Consider the following 17,329-nt stretch of genomic DNA (forward strand, 5'->3'; position numbering starts at 1 on the left):
TCCAGTTATAAAATATCTTGCTAAGTATCCTGTAAGGTCGTTGGACCAACCCAGGCACAACCGCAAACTACGATTCACCTAAATTATCAACTCTAATGGAAAGAATTTTTACGCTCAACAAATTAACATTATGCAAACGCTGCATGTGGCCCTTGATTTTTTACCTGGCAGCAATGCTGATCTCCATCGATGGAAATGCTCAAACATTTGTACATCCCGGTGTGGCCTTTAACCGGGCCGACATGGACCAGCTCAAAGCCAATATTATCAAGGAGCCCTGGCTTTCGGCTTACAATACATTTAAGAGTGATTACCGTTCCCAACTTAGCTACAGTCCCTCTACGCCGCAGCAAACCGTAACCCGTGCTCCGGATTTGAATAATGGTCAATGGAAGACCGATATGATTGCCATCCACAACCTGGCTTGGATGTGGTGGTTTACAGGAGACTCTACTTATGCCCGCAAAGCTACTAACATACTTGATGGTTGGGCGGTAACCAATACTACCTGGGGCGGTAATGAATCTATGCTGGATATTGGCGACTATGCCCAATACTGGGGCGTAGGTGCCGAAATCCTCCGCTCAACTTTTCCCGGCTGGACGGCAGCCAATACACAGCATGTAAAAAATTATTTTGCTAATGTATTATTTCCGACCTCCTGGGTGCCCGGTCCCTTACGCGATGCAAACAAAGGAGCTCTTCAGTTAAAAATAGCCCTTGCCGCATCGGTTTTTTGTGATGATGCGACCCGATTTAACCAGGCGGTGGATGTGTACAGGATGGATGCCGGAGGAGGGATGCGCAATTCACTGCCCGATGGCGAAATTGGGGATTCAGGTCGCGATGACCACTGGCGTGTACAAGCAACGGCTCTGGCCTGGGGCGCAGAAGTTGCCTACAAGCAGGGGGTAGATATGTTTGCTGAACTGGATAACCGGGTATTGGCAATCGGCGAACTTTATCATAAATACGCCTTTGATGGAGCTACGATGACCTATATCCCGTTGGGGGGGTATGCCAGTTATTGGACCAGTTGGGGGATTCAGCCCGGAGCAAGAACCGGCGACATGACCAACCTCATTTACAGCGCTTATGCTGTACGTAAGGGAATACCTACCCCTAATACCGACAGGATGAGGGCTGCATTGATGCAACCCGGGGCCACCAATTATTCTCCGGCCGGTGGTGATTTTTTATATCTGAAATCATCGGATACTTCTAACGCAGTTAAACTGCCGGCGGTGTATTATCCTGCTGATCATGTGCAAGCGGTGAGCAACCTCACCAATATAGATATCGGTAACACCGGATTGGCAGGCAACGCTTCGTTCAATAACGGAATTTGGACACTTAAAGGTGCGGGAACTTCCACCAGTAATGCCTTCAGCTTTACCTTTAAAAAAGTTAGCGGCGATGCAGGTCTGGTGGTAAAAGTTGAGAATATGTCGTTAAATACCGGTGGTTGCGGCGTCATGTTACGCGAGTCATTAGCGCCCGGTTCCGCATTTTATGATCTTTATCTTAACGCCACCGGCGGTGCCGGCAGGCATTGGCAACCCAAAGCTCCCTGGTGGCTAAAAATTGAGCGTGTTGGCACCCGCATATTTGTTTACCATACGCAGGATGGTGTAAACTGGACTAATGATGGTTGCTGGTATTCTGCAACAGGTTTCCCAACTAATTTGTACGCGGGATTTTATACCCTCTCCAATAATACTTCAGCATTGAATACCGCTACGTTTAGTAATGTGGCCTATAGTCAAACCGCGCCAGCCGGATCTCCCGACATCACCAGTGCAACCACCGCTACAGCTACCATTGGCACGCCGTTCAGTTATAGCATTATTGCCAGTGCTAATGCATCTTCTTATAGCGCCAGCGGCTTGCCCACAGGGCTTAGCATTAATACGGCGACCGGCGTCATTTCCGGTACACCTTCTACAACAGGACAAAGTGAAATTACCATAGCTGCCACCAATGCCAGCGGAACAGGCACAGCAACGCTTATGCTGAATGCGATCAATAACGAAACGCCACCTGCACCGACTTCGGCTGCGGCATCGATAGTTAACACACAAATTAATCTCACTTGGGTAGCTTCTGCAAACGCTACGAGTTATTCGGTAAAACGGTCGCTAACGCCGGGAGGAACTTATGCAACGATTCAGACGGGAATTACCGGTACTGGTTTTACAGATGTATCTCCTATACCAGAAGTGAATAATTATTATGTTATTACGGCCCTTACAGGTGATAAGGAAAGCGGTAATTCAAACGAAGTTTTCGCTGCCGTTCCTCCTACAGCACCGGCACAACCCTCTGCGGTTAATAAAAACAACGAAGTTGATCTGAGCTGGAACAGCGCTTCGGGAGCAGCTACCTATAATGTAAAACGGGCAACAGTAAGCGGCGGCCCTTATACTACCATAGTCAATGTATCGACTAATTCGTATGCCGATATCAATGTAAGCAATGGAAACCCTTATTATTATGTCGTTTCTTCTGTAGGCGCCACAAAGGAAAGTGCCAATTCGCCTGAAGCATTTGGCGTACCTGGTTCAAACTCATTTGTATGGAATCCAACGGCAATTACAGATTCATTGAACCTCGCAGGCAATTGGGTTGAAAATACAGTTCCGGTAAATCCAGCCATTATAACTTTTGGTGAAACGCGAGATAGTACATTAACCAATAATATTACTGGTTTGGCAGCCCCAAGAATTCAGTTTAGCCCAGACGCCAATGCAAATAATACCATTTCCGGTAATGCCCTGACATTGAAAAATGACCTGGTTAACAACTCAACAAAAACTCAGACCTTAAGCACACCCATACAGTTAACTGATCAGCTAAATGTGAATACCAAAGGTGATGTTGTTCTGAACGGCGGGATAAGCGGCTCGGGATCTTTAATGAAATCCGGGGCGGCTGCATTATATGTTAGAGGAGGCAATAATAGCTATACCGGAAATACCATTATTGTTGGCGGTACACTTGCGGCGGCTGGCCTAGGAACGGGAACGGCGAGCAATCCAACAGCGGGACCTTTAGGCACCGGTAAAATTCAAATGAGCGGGGGAGCGCTGCAAGCTACAGCCGGTGCCGATCTTTTATTGTATAACGACATACAAGTATTGCCCGGAACGAGTTATATGTATGAAGATGTTAATTCAATAACTCTTTACGGAAAGCTGTTAGGCTCTGGTACGCTGCAGCATGACGGAAACGATTATGCCGGCCTTAATCTCCTGGGCGACAATAGCCAATTTGCGGGTACTTTTATTTCAAAGCTGAGAAGTGGCAGGCAGAGAATACGTTTTGGAGTTCCTGAATCAGGAAGTGCAAATGCAACCTGGTTATTAGATGCGAATGCCGTTGATTGTCAAGGTATCGGTTTTTCAAATGGAACGCTAAACTTTGGTGCGCTTAACGGTCGTGGTTATATCCGTGCCGATGCAGGTGGTGCACCTGTTATCAGTATAGGCGCCCTTAATACTTATTCCAGTTATGGCGGAACCATTAACGCAAATGGCAGTGGCTTAACCGTTGTAAAGATAGGTACAGGAGTTTTAGAAATGTGGGGTAATCAGGCTTATGGAGGAACTACCACTGTAAAAGGAGGAAAGTTATTGATAAATAACAATCCAAGTAATGGCGTTTTTAGCAGCCCGGTAATAATAGAAGCAGGTTCACTGGGAGGCTTCGGCGTAAGTCAGTCCTCGGCCACTCTGGGAACCGGGTCAGGTGCGGGTACAATATTAGAACCCGGGTTTTTAAAGGTCGGTACTTTAAGTGTTGGAGCACTTATAATGAATTCGGATGCGACTTATACCTTAGAACTTGATTATGGAGCCATTACAGGCGACAGGGTTATTGTTACCTCAGCCAACCTGGTTAACCATCCTGCATTAGCAATAACGCCAATAGCAGGAACATTGCCTTCAGGTACTTCTTTTACCATAATTGATAACACTGGCAGCAACCCCATATCCGGTACTTTCAAGAATCTTCCGGAAATGGGCCTTGTCAATGGCGGGGCGTATAACTTCCGCATCACCTATAAAGGAGGTACAGGCAATGATGTAGTACTGCTTGATGACCGAACCCTGGGAGTAACCATTACCAGCGCATTAATTGATACTGTACTTGTAGGCCGGCCGATGACCTATACGGTGACCGGAATTAAGTCGCCAAACTATTTCTCGGCCAGCGGACTGCCGGCAGGTCTTCGGATAGACTCATTATCCGGCAAAATCTCCGGCACGCCAAGTGTAACGGGTGTTTTCAATGTTATGCTGACGGCGGGGAACGGCAATACTACCGGTACGGCCACATTGGTTTTAAATGTGCAAAGCAGAACAGTCGGTTCTCTGATAGTTGCAGCGGGCGATGCCAAAAACATTCTGGAATGGCAGCCTATCAATGGGTTCAGCTATAATTTGAAGCGCGCCTCGGTATCCGGCGGCCCTTACACCACCATTGGCACAACGGGCAGTCCGACCTATACCGACAGTAATGTAACGAACGGTAACACTTATTTTTACGTAGTCACCTCAGTTGACAGCACCGGCGAAAGTGACAACAGCCTTGAAATTGTAGCCAAACCTAATTTAGGACAGCAGGAATTTTATCAGGTTGATGAAACCGGGGGTTTGAAGGGTATTGATGCCTGGGGGGCTAATCACGCTGTACTGGCTGTCGCTGCAAGCCGCTCGGCAGGTAAATATGGACAGTCGCTGCTATTGAATGGATCGGCAACTGCCTATGCGACGCTGCCGGCCGGGATATTCAGCAACCTTAATGATTTTACGATCAGCGCATGGGTCAGAATGGATGCAATCAGCACCTGGATGCGCGTGTTTGATTTTGGGGCAAGCACTACGCAATATATGTTTCTTACCGTACAGGCTGGTGTTTCCAGTGGTAAGTCCATTATTCGGTATGGTACCAAGAACGGTTCAGCTGCAGAACAAAGCCTAAGCTATAACTATACCTTTCCCTTAAATACCTGGACTTATCTGGCGGTGACCCGGGCAGGGAATACGACAACCTTATATTTGAACGGCACTTCGGTAGCTTCATCGACGAACATTACGATCAAACCGTCTGCGCTCAGCAATACCTCGTTGAATTACCTGGGGAAATCACAGTTTTCTGACCCGATGTTCAAAGGTTCCATCGATAACTTCAAAATTTACGGGCGGGCGCTGAACAGCTCTGAAATAACAGCAGATATGTTAGGTGACCAAGCGATTAGTTTTGCAGCAATGCCTGTAAAAGTGCTTACTGATGCTGATTTTGTTCCGGTGGCTACAACAACCTCGGGTTTACCGCTAAGTTTTACCAGCTCCGATACAACGGTTGCAGTCATTCTCAATGGCAAGGTTCATGTAAAGTCAGCTGGCACAACGGTTATAAATGCATCACAACCAGGGAATACCAGTTACAAAGCGGCCACATCGCTGAACCAACCACTGACGGTACAAAAAGCATCCCAAACCATCACCTTCGCTGCTATCCCCGATAAAATACTGTCCGACACCGATTTTTCCGCCGGCGCGATATCCAGCTCGGGGCTGGCAGTTAGTTACGCCAGTTCCGATACCTCTGTGGTAAGGGTGATCAACAATAATTTACATATTGCAGGAGCAGGGAGGGCGACCGTCACGGCATCGCAGACCGGAAACGCGATTTACACGGCGGCTCCTCCCCTGAGTCAAAATGTGACGATTCATAAGTTGGAACAAACCATCAGCTTTACTGCCCTGCCCGCCGGAAGGCCTGGTGATCCTGATCTATTACTTAACGGTTCTGCAAGTTCGGGACTGCAGATCAACTACAGCAGTTCCAACACCGATGTAGCAATAATCCTTAATAATAAATTGCATATCCTCGGACCGGGTACTAGTATAATAACTGCCGGTCAGAACGGTAATACCCAGTATTCAGCGGCGGCACAAAGTCAGAATTTCACCGTTTTACCATATAATATCCATATGCAATCCTTAGACGGCGATAATGGCCAGCTAACCAATAATTTAATCAAGCCCTATCTTAAAATATCCAATCAGGATTCAGTCGCCGTTAAGTATAGCGAGTTGACCGCACGATATTGGTTTACAGCCGAAAACTACGCCGGCATAAATACCTATATTGACTACGCACAATTAGGTACAGGCAATATCACCGCAACGTACATACCATTACCAAATCCGCGTAGTAACGCATTTGGCTACGTCGAATATGCTTTTGCGGCCACAACCGGCAACTTAAATCCTGGGAGCACATCCGGTGCCATCCAATCCCGTTTCGGTAATAGTGACTGGTCAAATTTGTCAGAAGCGAATGATTACTCGTACCGTCAAGGTTCTGCCGTTTATGCGGATAACCCCAACATCACGCTTTATCGCAACGGTGTGCTTATCTGGGGTACCGAGCCTGTCTTAGTTGATAAAAACCGCCAGGTTAAGGTTTACACCGAGAATAAAACGTCATCAGGAAATACCATAAGTATTTACCTCAGTATCGATAACCAGGGAAATGTTCCACTCAATTACAAAGATCTGAGTATTCGTTATTTCTTTACGAATGACGGTTCTAAGCCGTTAAATTACTGGATCGATTACGCAAAGATCGGCATATCTAAAATTAACGGCCAGATCGGCCCCTTCTTGCCAGCAGACACGATGGCCGATACCTATTTCCAGCTCAGCGTAGATTCCTCCGCTGGTAAATTATATCCATTAAGCACCACCGGAAATATCCAATACAGGATCGCCAAGACCGACTGGTCAGCGTTTACCCAAACAAACGACTACTCCTACCAGTCAGGCACCAGCAGAGAAAACCCGCATATCTGCGTTTACTATCAAAATCAGCTTATTTACGGCACTGAGCCTTCTGGATCTGTTTTGAGTACGGCGGCTTTCCACAGCAAGATGACGGGGGTAAGCGATAACCCCAATAATGTTATCCCTGAAATCTCTATCGCCAAGGCGGTATCGCCTAACGGAGACGGCATTAACGATTTTCTGATTATTGAAGGGATAACCAGTTTTCCCAATAACAAGCTCACCGTTGTCAATCGTACCGGGTCATTGATGGCAGAAATCAGGAACTATAACAACGTTGATAAAGTCTTCAACGGGCGCAGTACCGGTGGTCAGCTGATTGCCGCCGGGACTTACTTGTACTTGCTCGAATATGTAGATAACTCAGGTAAAAAGGTCAGGAAAACCGGATATTTTCTACTGAAATATAACGATTAATTATAAGGAAAGAAGGATGAGCAATATTTCAAAATCTATTCAAACCAACGGCCGCCTATGGGTTGCCGTTGGTTATTTTCTATTAGCCCACGTATTTACCGCCAGCGGACAAAACTCGTTCACTTACAGCCAGTATATGAATAACCCGCTTCCGCTAAACCAGGCCTATTCCCTGCTGGACAAAAATGGTTCCATAACGGGGCTTTACCGCAGCCAATGGACGGGGATAGAAGGCGCCCCCAAAACATTCATGTTTAATACAGCCATCCCCCTGGAAAGCATGAACGGAGCGGCCGGACTAACCATTCTGAATGACCAGTTCGCTATTGAGCGGGTGTCTGAAGCCAATTTCTTTATAGCGAAAGGCGTCCGGCTGGGCAACGAAAGCTTCCTTGGGGTTTCTTTAAACGCCGGAGTCAGGCAGTATGTGGCCAATTATTCAACACTCACCACGTCCGATCCGTCGTTCCGTAATGATGTTCACCAAACGCGGCCTAATGTCGGCTTTTCAGTCATGCTATATGCAACAAATTATTATGTAGGATTTGCACTTCCGGAACTTACCGTAGCAGCCTTAGGCGGAGGATCTTTGGAAGATAACATCTATTTCAACAGCCATTTCAATTTTTCTGCAGCCTATCTGATCGACAATGGATCTGATTTCAAATTTAAGCCGGCATTTTTGGCATATTATACCAAAAACGAACCCCTGATTGCCGATTTTTCAACGACTTTGTATGTGAAGAACATCATCGGTCTAGGTGCCGACTACCGCACAGACAAACATATGTCCGGGATCATTAGTATCAATTCCAGTAACGTCCGTATCGGTTATAGCTACCAATTTGGTACAACCGGAAATAACCTGGGCGGAGTTAACAATGCTGTTCATGAAGTGATGCTGACCTATCGCTTTGGGAAACACCTGAATAACATATCCTTGTTATAATAAACTGATGAGTCAGGATTGATCATCAGTCGAAACCCATTTACCAGTTCCTGTCATCTCTTTGACAGGAACTTTTTTTACAGGCAAATGAAGGCTAATGCCTTGTAAATTGAAGGTAACATCCTTATTTCAGGAAACGCCTGCTTTCCGTGTTTCTGTTAAAATTTAAAGATATAAGCCAAGAGTTAAGCTTAACATCCAACTTCCTGCTTTTAATATTGGTATGGCTTGTTTAGCGAAACTCGGCAAAGGCATTGTCCGGAACAACCCGGACATCCTGCATGCACAACTCTTCGTTGACCGGTCGCAGACTCAAGGCGATCGTGTTGATCTTACCCGCACCAAAATGTAGCCAGGTTTCGGGTATGTAGAAATCACGCTGAGGTCCAACCTGCCAGTAACGGCCCAGGCATTGCCCGTTAACGTAAATAAAGCCATTTCCGGTAGCCTCCAGATGCAAATGCCAGGGCACCCATACACCCGGCTTTGGCGATGGCAATTCGAACTGCATCCGATACCAGGTCAGGAGTGCATGGGTGGCCGGCGCGGAACTTTGTTTTATTGTCACCTTCTTCCAACCATGGGCAATTTCCGTTTTCGCGTCTGAAAGGGCTTCGCCAACCGCATGTTCTTTGCCAAGCGATCCACCTTGAGCAAATTGAAGTGGCACGCTTTCATTTGCCCCTTTGACTGAAAGAAGGCCGTATGTACCGCCCGTTTCCATCCCTTTCGGACCATTGCGGTGGCCACGTTTATCATGAAGCACAATCAATTCCTTCGCATCCGGAGGCAGTGTGAAAGTAAAATATTTATGGTCTTCGCTGACAGCCACAGGTAGCATTTTTCCACCAGCACTTCCAATAATCCCGTCTTTTGGTTGTACTTCAATATCAATAGTCGCTCCGGAATTAGCGGTAATCCGATAATATACAAAGTGACTACCAAACACAGCGTGTGCTTCAATCAACTCATTGGATTGGAGCGGTGTCCAGACAAATGGCAACGGATCGCTAAGTTGTTCCAGTTTATCGATCTCCACCGTTGAAGGAAGATCGGTTGGACGTTTGATAACCGGCGCGGTCTTTGGCAGCCATTGACCTTTGCGGGTATCGGTCTCACCGGGAGGAAGGTAAAATACGACTGAACCAAACGCTTCAAGGTCGTATTCGAATGAAAATTCCGTGCCATCTTTCTCTTTCACCCGTGCCAGTCCGGCACGCCGGGTATGATAATCGTCGGTCCGAATAAAGAAATAACGGCTACCATCGAAGGCTCGACGCTCCGAGATCACCACGTCATTGGTGGTCGTTTTTGTGTCAATCTCTACCAATTGAGCGCGCACAAGTTTGCCTCCATGTTCGCGGATCATCTGACCAAGCGACCGAACACTCTGGTAACGCACATCAATACCACCGTGTTCTCGGATTGGCGCATCATAGTCGTATGTGGTGGTAATATTGTATCCGCCCCAGTCATCAAAATTGGTACCTCCAAACAACATGTAATAATTGGTGATCGTCTCGCCCATCTGCCAGGCATAAAGGGTAATGTTTTGGATTTGCGCGGCAGTGAGCCCATCCTGTTGGTCGCTCAATTTACCACCCACCACAGAAAGCCAGCCGCCTTGTAATTCGGTTGTGGCAAGGGGAGCTCCCGGCTGCTCCTGCCGTAATTTTAAAATCTGCGTTCCAAGTTCCCTTGAAACGTTCCAACGCGGATAGAAATTGCAACTATCAAAGACCTGCCGCAGCACTGGATCCTTAGAATCACGAACCTGTTTTGTCCAACAGGTAATGAACGGAACGTCAATGCCCCCGGCTCGTGCAAAGCGTGCAAGCGCCTTGATCTGATTGATTTTTATATCGTCAGTATACTTTGCAGAGTCATATTCATTTTCCAGTTGCAGTAATAAAACACCCGGCTTGCCCGGCTCCTTCCGCGTGATCTGATGTTTCGCGATAATTGGGCATACCGCATCAAACCAATGTTTTGTCCATGTCAAAAAAACCGGATCGTCTGAACGCATCCAGCCATCCTTGTGCAGGGGTTTAGTTGGCGTCTTCAACGCACTAAGCCATAAAGGTAAGCCGCCGTTATCCCATTCAGCACAAATGTAAGGGCCAGGCCTGACAATGATATTGAAGCCGAATTCCTCGGCCATCGTTAGCCATTCGTCAAGGTCTTGTAACTTATCGATTTTCGAAAAATCATCCGGAGAGTCCGGCATTGATCGCTCGTGCCAGTTCCACGGGATATAGGTTTCGACGGTATTAAAATCGGCTTCTTTAATTTTTTCAAAACGATCGCGCCAGAGTTCTTTTGGACAGCGGAAATAATGAAATGCGCCGCTGTAGATAAAGGTGTCTTTTCCATCGATAGTCAGGCATGCTGAATCAAAAAGAATGCGCTCTGATTGAGCCAACAACAACGACTCATTAGCGGGGATAGGATGCACCCCGTTGTCATTAAAACCATAAGCTCCAAATGAGCGAAAAGCAGCCAATCCAACGAAGGCAAGGCTTCCATTTTTCAAAAACACACGTCGGTTCGTGGCAAAAGACATATTAATTATAATTATTCAATATCAATATAAGACCGATTTTCAAGCCTTCTCATACTCTAATTATCTATAAATAGTTTTTATTTTTTGATTCTTATATCCTGGTATCGTTATACTATTTGCTGCAGACCAAAATTACTTGCCGGAATTGACTTGACCCGGCCTGGCCCGCACAGGGCCCCCAAAAGAAACGGCTCTTTAAATGCTTGCTGGTACTCTTGTTTTTTGCTTTTTTGTTTTTGCTGGCGTTTGGGTTTTTCCTTTTAATTCTTTCAGCTTTTTATCTGCCAACTTACTTTCCCCGAAGGCTTGCTTCAAATGCTGCGTCTGACATGGTTTGCTGTTTATCAATATTAGCTTTTGACTTTTTAATAAAGAATTCGGCACTGTTCGACTTAGCGCCGACATAATTCTTGCCACATCAGGGTAAAAGCCCCGTAGGATGAGGCTTGTATCTGTGTTACCGAATCAGGCTTAGTCATTCGGTTTCCATTTAATTATTATCCAAACATTTAATCGGAAAGCCAGCTGTAAATCTACCGTTTGAGGAATATTTGACAGTATACCTTAAATTCCAAATCGGTTCTCATCAATTATTTTCGACCATAGTTATATTGCCGGCAATTCCAGCACGTTAAACCATCGTTGTAAGTACCGCATGATCGCATTGTTCCTGTTCCATCTCCTGGTACGCAGATATCAAGGCTATGTATTTCTAAAAACCTTGATATTTTAAATACTGTTATTAATGATCAACAATCATTTTGATCATCGGCAGGCTATTAAGTTGTACCGAGTATACCCCTTTTTGGGGCGCTGAATTTAAATCGACTCTCAGAATACCGTCAGAAGAGTTTTGAAACCTCCTGTTCAGAATGACACTACCGGTTTTCATATCGAATATTCTGACGTTGATCAGCTGATCGTGCAGATCAGCGGTTGTCTTTACGTTAAAGGACGCACCGGCAACGGGATTGGGATAAATCATATTGGTTTCAATCTTTTTATCGCTTAACCGGTGTGTTGAAATTGAATTGGAATTGTGGCTTGTCATTAAATTGCTATCATAACTTGCCAAATCGGGTTCATTGCCAAAAATGATTGCTCCCTTGTAGTAAATGGTTATTTTGTTACTCAGTACGAAGGCGGAAGAACCGGAAAAGGAATAATCATTGCTTTGGACAAAGTTTGACCAATTGCCTTTAGAAATCCTATGCTGTATATTTCCAGTCGAACTTAGTGGGTATAATTGTCCTGCATTGCTGTTAAATTTAACTTCAAGATAAGTATCAGCCATATTTTTAACCGGGCTCAGAAGGGAAAATGCCCCGCTTAAATTACCATTACCAAGTTTGGCATAATCAAGCCAGTAGTTCAATGATGTATTACCGTCATTCGTAAACCAATATCGGAAAGACAAGTCACCATAATCAACAGGTATATTCCCGATGTTGCTAATCTTAATATAATTACTGATGGCATTCGTTATTGCCGCTGTGTTAACGGTCAGTATTGATGCTGTAAGCTGAAGATTCTGTGTCGCAGCAGCCGGTTCAATTCCCCAGATCAGAACGCCATTACGATAAATTGTGATATGGTTATTAGTGACCGGCGAACTGGTTTTTAAATAGGAATAGTCGTCCGTCTCATCCAGGTTCGACCAATCGATATTTGCTGCCCTTGATCTGATCGGGCCTGATTGGGCTTTTGGCGACAGTAAACCTGCAGAAGGTTTAAAGCTGTATTCCAGATAACCTAAAGCACCGGTTTTAGGAGACGATAAGGGTTTGTATAGCAGATTAACATTGCTGCTTCCAATCTGGGCATAATCTATCCAGGTATTAATGCCCGCATAATTTTCAGGTGTTAACCAATAACGTAGGGTGATTTCATTATAATTGATAGCATTGTTACCGTTATTAAGGATCTGTATTTCAGGCCGAACAGTGTTATCAGAAGTACTGTTGTCTTTATTGACATACTGAACAGCAAGATCTACCGGACTAACCGCGAGGTTTTGTCCAATACCGTCAGCCGCCAGGTATGTGCTGTCGCCGGGTTGCGAGGCGGTAATTACAGACTGACCAACACCAACGATATGAATTTGATTGCTCACCACTGTAGCTACCAATTCATTCGAACTTGTGACGGCGATGGGTAAATTAGATGTTGAAGTAGCTGCGATAGTAAAGTCAGTGTCGCCAAGTAATTTCGCCGGTATCGGTTCAAACGTAATTGTTTGTGCCTTTTTCGCACGGATCAAATTGATCGTGATGCTTTGTTCCTCACTCCAATTAGCGCCATCGTTTACCCTTAGCTTTAATGTATAAGAACTTACATGTTCAAAGTCGATCTGGGAAGCCGGTAAGACTTTGATGACACCAAGCGTATTGATGCCGAACAGTGCAGCACCGGTACCGCCTGTGATCTTCCAATTACCAAGCACGGTCCCGGCATCCGGATCAGAAGCGATCACCTTTCCGATGGCCAGGGAGGAATCTGCACCTTCGCTAACAGTGAAAATTTGTCCGCTTTTGATGATCGGCGGCCAGTTGGATCCAGCCAGGCTATCCAGCTCTAAAACAGTAAAACGCTGATCTGATGCACCAAACACAAACTTATCTATCTGCAAACCGTTTTCCCTGCTACCAATTTGAAAGGTTTGCGTTAATGCATTTTGCTGAACAGTAAATGTCACCGGTGTATCTCCGCCGTTGAATCCGGAAAGGTTGATCCATTTCCAGGTACTATTACCGGCTGTTCCATCCGCCTTAACTGTGTCTCCCTGTGCTATATAACCTTTACCGGCCAAATTGTTAGCTGTTATCCAGTCGGAATTATCCGCAAATGGATTTTTTATACCAAAGGATTGTCCGTAATAGAAACTATCGTCATTGGCAGCACCGGTTCCCACCCAAATTTTCGCATACAGGTCATAACTGCCGGGCTTATCAAAAGTTACCTGATAGGTTGCCACCTTTGAACTGTCTCCAGGATATGCTGAATTTAAAAGGTCTGTTTTTGAAGTAATATAGCTCACATCTGATGTAACTACAGACCAGTCGGTCCCCAGCTTTCCAGATTCTGCCTGTACCACGACGGCGGCTTTCTTCGATACTTTTGCAACGGCACTGTAAGTAATAACTCCTTTTTGATCAGTGGCTTTTACCTTATAATAGGTGAGGTTAGCAGACAGCGTATCAAGGTGAACATAATAACTATCCTCTGTGTTATTAGCATTAACTGTATAAATTGTACTGAAATTTACGCCGTCTGTACTTTTTTGCAATTCGTACTCCAGTAAATTCTCTTCAGCTGCCACCCTCCAGTCAACCTGAATCTGGGAGTTATTTTTTTGGACCGCATTAACGGAGACGAACGAAAAGGGCAATACCTGTTTGGTCAAGATTATTTTATCCATGTTGATGTTTGCACCTGCGGCGTTGGCTTTGAACATTATCGTATCGATCCCTGCTTTCAGTTTCACATTTTGCGTAAAGACGGTCCACGTGCTGTCTGTTGCCGTAGCGGCGAATACCGGCGTTCGTATCTTCGCACCGTTCACAAAAAGGTCGAGCTTAGTCACATTCCCCTTTGCCGCTGTATACCTGGTTTGCAGTTGATAAGTCGTGTCGGCAGGGATATTGAACACTTTAAACCCAACTGCAGATCCTGCTGTGCTGCTGCTTGAAAATGTAACATATCCCGTTCCGTGATAACCTTTTGAACTCTTGGCGGTGCTTGCTTCCGCAATGATGATACCACCCTCTGCTTCGTACTCTTTGTCGCCGGTGTATGGATCAGCCGCAGCAAGCGGGTCCATGGTCACCGGTAGAGGTGCGGTCAGTCTCCCCGTCGCCGCACCAGCACAGTCTACCGTGATATCAACCGGTCCGTTATGGGTGACCGTCAATGTATAAACTCCGTTTGTCCAGACAGCATTTGCCGTACTTGACTGATGGCTGCCCCTTTCAGTTATAATAAAACCCGGTTGCAGAGTGGCACCATAAATCTTGATGACGCTGGTCCGCAAAGTTCCGTCCCAGGGACTTACTGCAAATGCGGGAAGTATGGTATTTTGCAATACCCCCCAAGTAAAATCGTTCGGGTATTGTGACCATAACTGATTTTTATCCGTACGGTAATTGTTCAGATAAATTTTCAACTTGTTGTTGGATTCATTGATCACACCAAGTGTGTGTGCCGGGTAGGAAAGTACTACACTGTCGCAGGTATTGTATTTGAACGGAATAGATGCCATAGCCGACTTGTCAGTATTGATGTATGGATTGTAGGTATACAAGCTATTGTTCATTCTGGCAACAAACATGTCACCATTGGATTCTGTTGGATAAAGACTGTTAAATTCATTGATCTTGTTAACCTCATTTGTCCATCGTGTCTTGTATTCCGACTTCTTTACCAACGCTGCACCGGACAGCAAAGAAGTCTCATAAGAAGCGGAAGAATACAATTCCGGGATCGAGGCATAACGACCACTTTTTTTAAACCAGGTTCTGTTATTCTTTAACGCACCATCCATCGCGTATAAGCCAGCGAAAAGTGAATCGGTAGTATTATAATCCACATCGTTAACAAACGCTATTTTTGTTCTGCCAGCCACTTCATCCACCCCTGGTATCCGGATAGTCCCGTCCAACACTTTTCTGAAGACATCTGCCAGCATGTTATTGAACGCCGGAAGACGGTAATTGCCGATGACGGTAGTCATCCATGGGACTTCGGGGCCATCTATCACAGTCGCGCCTGTCAGCATCAGGTGTTCGACAATAGGTACCCCCATCACTGCTTCAGGGCATGCGAAAAGCCCCCGGTTACCGTCGGTATTTTGCCCGCCGACCACTTCTGGCCCGAAAACCTGTCCCCTTCCGGAGAATGGCCAGGAATATTGATCATACCGGATGGCATAATTTCCGGCATGGCCTGATAAAAATGCACCCAGGGCTCCGCTTTCATTGTCATAATACCCATAGGAATGGGTGAACTTGTCACCGTAAATCATATGATCTTTATAGACTTTGGTGGCATTGGCAAATTCGGTGCTCGTTTTTAATTTGGCGACCGTATTAAAACTAGCGTTGGAAACGGAAAAATTGTCGTTTATGTACAGATAACCTCCATATTTCTGACCCATTGCCAGGAGGTTCACAAAAAGGTTTAACCTGGACTGAAATGTATTAGCATCGAAACCCCATGCCTGTTCAGCAAAATTATAACCAATAAAATTCGGGTATTTTTTATACAGCGACTCATACAAAGTTAGCGCAGTGTCGGCCGCAAATGCATTTTGAATACCGCTGCTTACCTGAACCATCGCCCAGATGCCGTTTTGGGCGCAGGTATTTAACCAGGACTCTGCACAATTATAACCATTGTTCCCGAGTATAGAGGTAGACAAAGAAATATTTATAACAACATTAGCCCTCATATCCGCAGGGATAAGATCGATGACCTGTTGTGGTTGATGGGCCCAGACATCGGCATGCAGAAGATACATCGGTCTTGTGGGAGACAGTGATCTTCTCATTGCAGCCACGGGAAAACTGGGATTAGAGCTAATGGAAAAAGGAAACGGGGCGGAAACTGCGGTTTGATAGTTATCATCAGCGTTAACCGTCGCGATTACCTGATAGGTCCCTGCAACAACCGGCCGGTAAACGGACGGGCCGTAGGAAGTGGTGCCGGTACCACTGTAACTATAGCTGACGGTTCCTGTTGACCCCGTAACATTTGCCGTCTGCGGGCCTTGAGCTGAACCATTGTAGAGGTAGTTTGATGCGCCAGTCACGGTTATTGTAGAGCTTGCCTTCACCGACGCTTTAAAGGCAATGTCGTCGTAATAATATTGACCAACTGGGCTGGCAATTCCATAAACGAGCTGCGTAGCGCCTGATGAGTAAAGATTTGCGGCATCGGTATAGATCGCACCTGTTGTAAAATTCGTTCCATCCATAGAATAAGCAAACGTCAGTACATTACCGCTTATGGAAGCGCGAAACCAGCAGGCTTTATTTACCGCAAACCCCGGTATCGTTAAAGAAACGTTCTTTAGTTCAGCAAGGGCAGTAGAAGCGGATGAGTTTAAAATCCGAAAGGATACCGATCCTGTAGTGCCATTATTCTGCACCATGAAGTAATAACCCTTTTTTATGCCTGTGGCGTATCCGCCGGTACCGCTTCCGCGCAATAGAAATCCTTTTTTGTATGTCGTAGCACCCTGGGTAATATACTCTTTCCAACTTATGGCGTAATCAGTGCTAGTTACAAACGAAGTCAGATCAGACACTCCGGTTTGATTGAGTGTCCCAACACTCAGGGGATGCAGTAATTGCGTCGTATTGGCCACACCATTATCATTAGCATTAACGAGTGTAGATATCTCGAGCGATCCGGAAGCCTGGCTTATATCGCCCAGGCCATGGCCTGCATCGAAATCGTAAACTATTTGTGTTTGCGCCAATGTGTAGGTATTGCAAATCAGGGAGAGCGCACCTATTAAGCAAATGAGTAAATTTTTTTTCATAAACA

General features: G+C 45.7%; 4 protein-coding genes. 2 read left to right on the top strand and 2 right to left on the bottom strand.

The window, feature by feature from the left end; translation table 11 throughout:
* Positions 1 to 95: 95 nt before the first annotated feature.
* Complete coding sequence (locus tag AB6735_RS12290; protein ID WP_090463734.1) at positions 96 to 7,271, top strand: cellulose binding domain-containing protein; 7,176 nt, start codon at positions 96 to 98, stop codon at positions 7,269 to 7,271.
* 16 nt (positions 7,272 to 7,287) lie between these two features.
* Positions 7,288 to 8,220: a PorP/SprF family type IX secretion system membrane protein gene (locus AB6735_RS12295; RefSeq protein ID WP_090463731.1), complete on the top strand. Its 933-nt coding sequence runs from the start codon at positions 7,288 to 7,290 to the stop codon at positions 8,218 to 8,220.
* A gap of 232 nt (positions 8,221 to 8,452) precedes the next feature.
* Here the strand turns inward: AB6735_RS12295 and AB6735_RS12300 are convergent, their stop codons facing one another.
* Positions 8,453 to 10,783, bottom strand: a complete 2,331-nt coding sequence (locus tag AB6735_RS12300) for a beta-galactosidase (protein ID WP_370996203.1) — start codon at positions 10,781 to 10,783, stop codon at positions 8,453 to 8,455.
* A 742-nt stretch (positions 10,784 to 11,525) separates the two neighbouring features.
* Positions 11,526 to 17,324 carry a glycoside hydrolase family 98 domain-containing protein gene (locus AB6735_RS12305; protein ID WP_090463722.1) on the bottom strand — a complete coding sequence of 1,933 codons (5,799 nt, stop codon included), beginning with the start codon at positions 17,322 to 17,324 and terminating at the stop codon, positions 11,526 to 11,528.
* Between the last annotated feature and the right edge of the window lie 5 nt (positions 17,325 to 17,329).

The organism is Mucilaginibacter sp. RCC_168, from assembly GCF_041355315.1.
In the GTDB taxonomy this organism is placed as follows: domain Bacteria; phylum Bacteroidota; class Bacteroidia; order Sphingobacteriales; family Sphingobacteriaceae; genus Mucilaginibacter.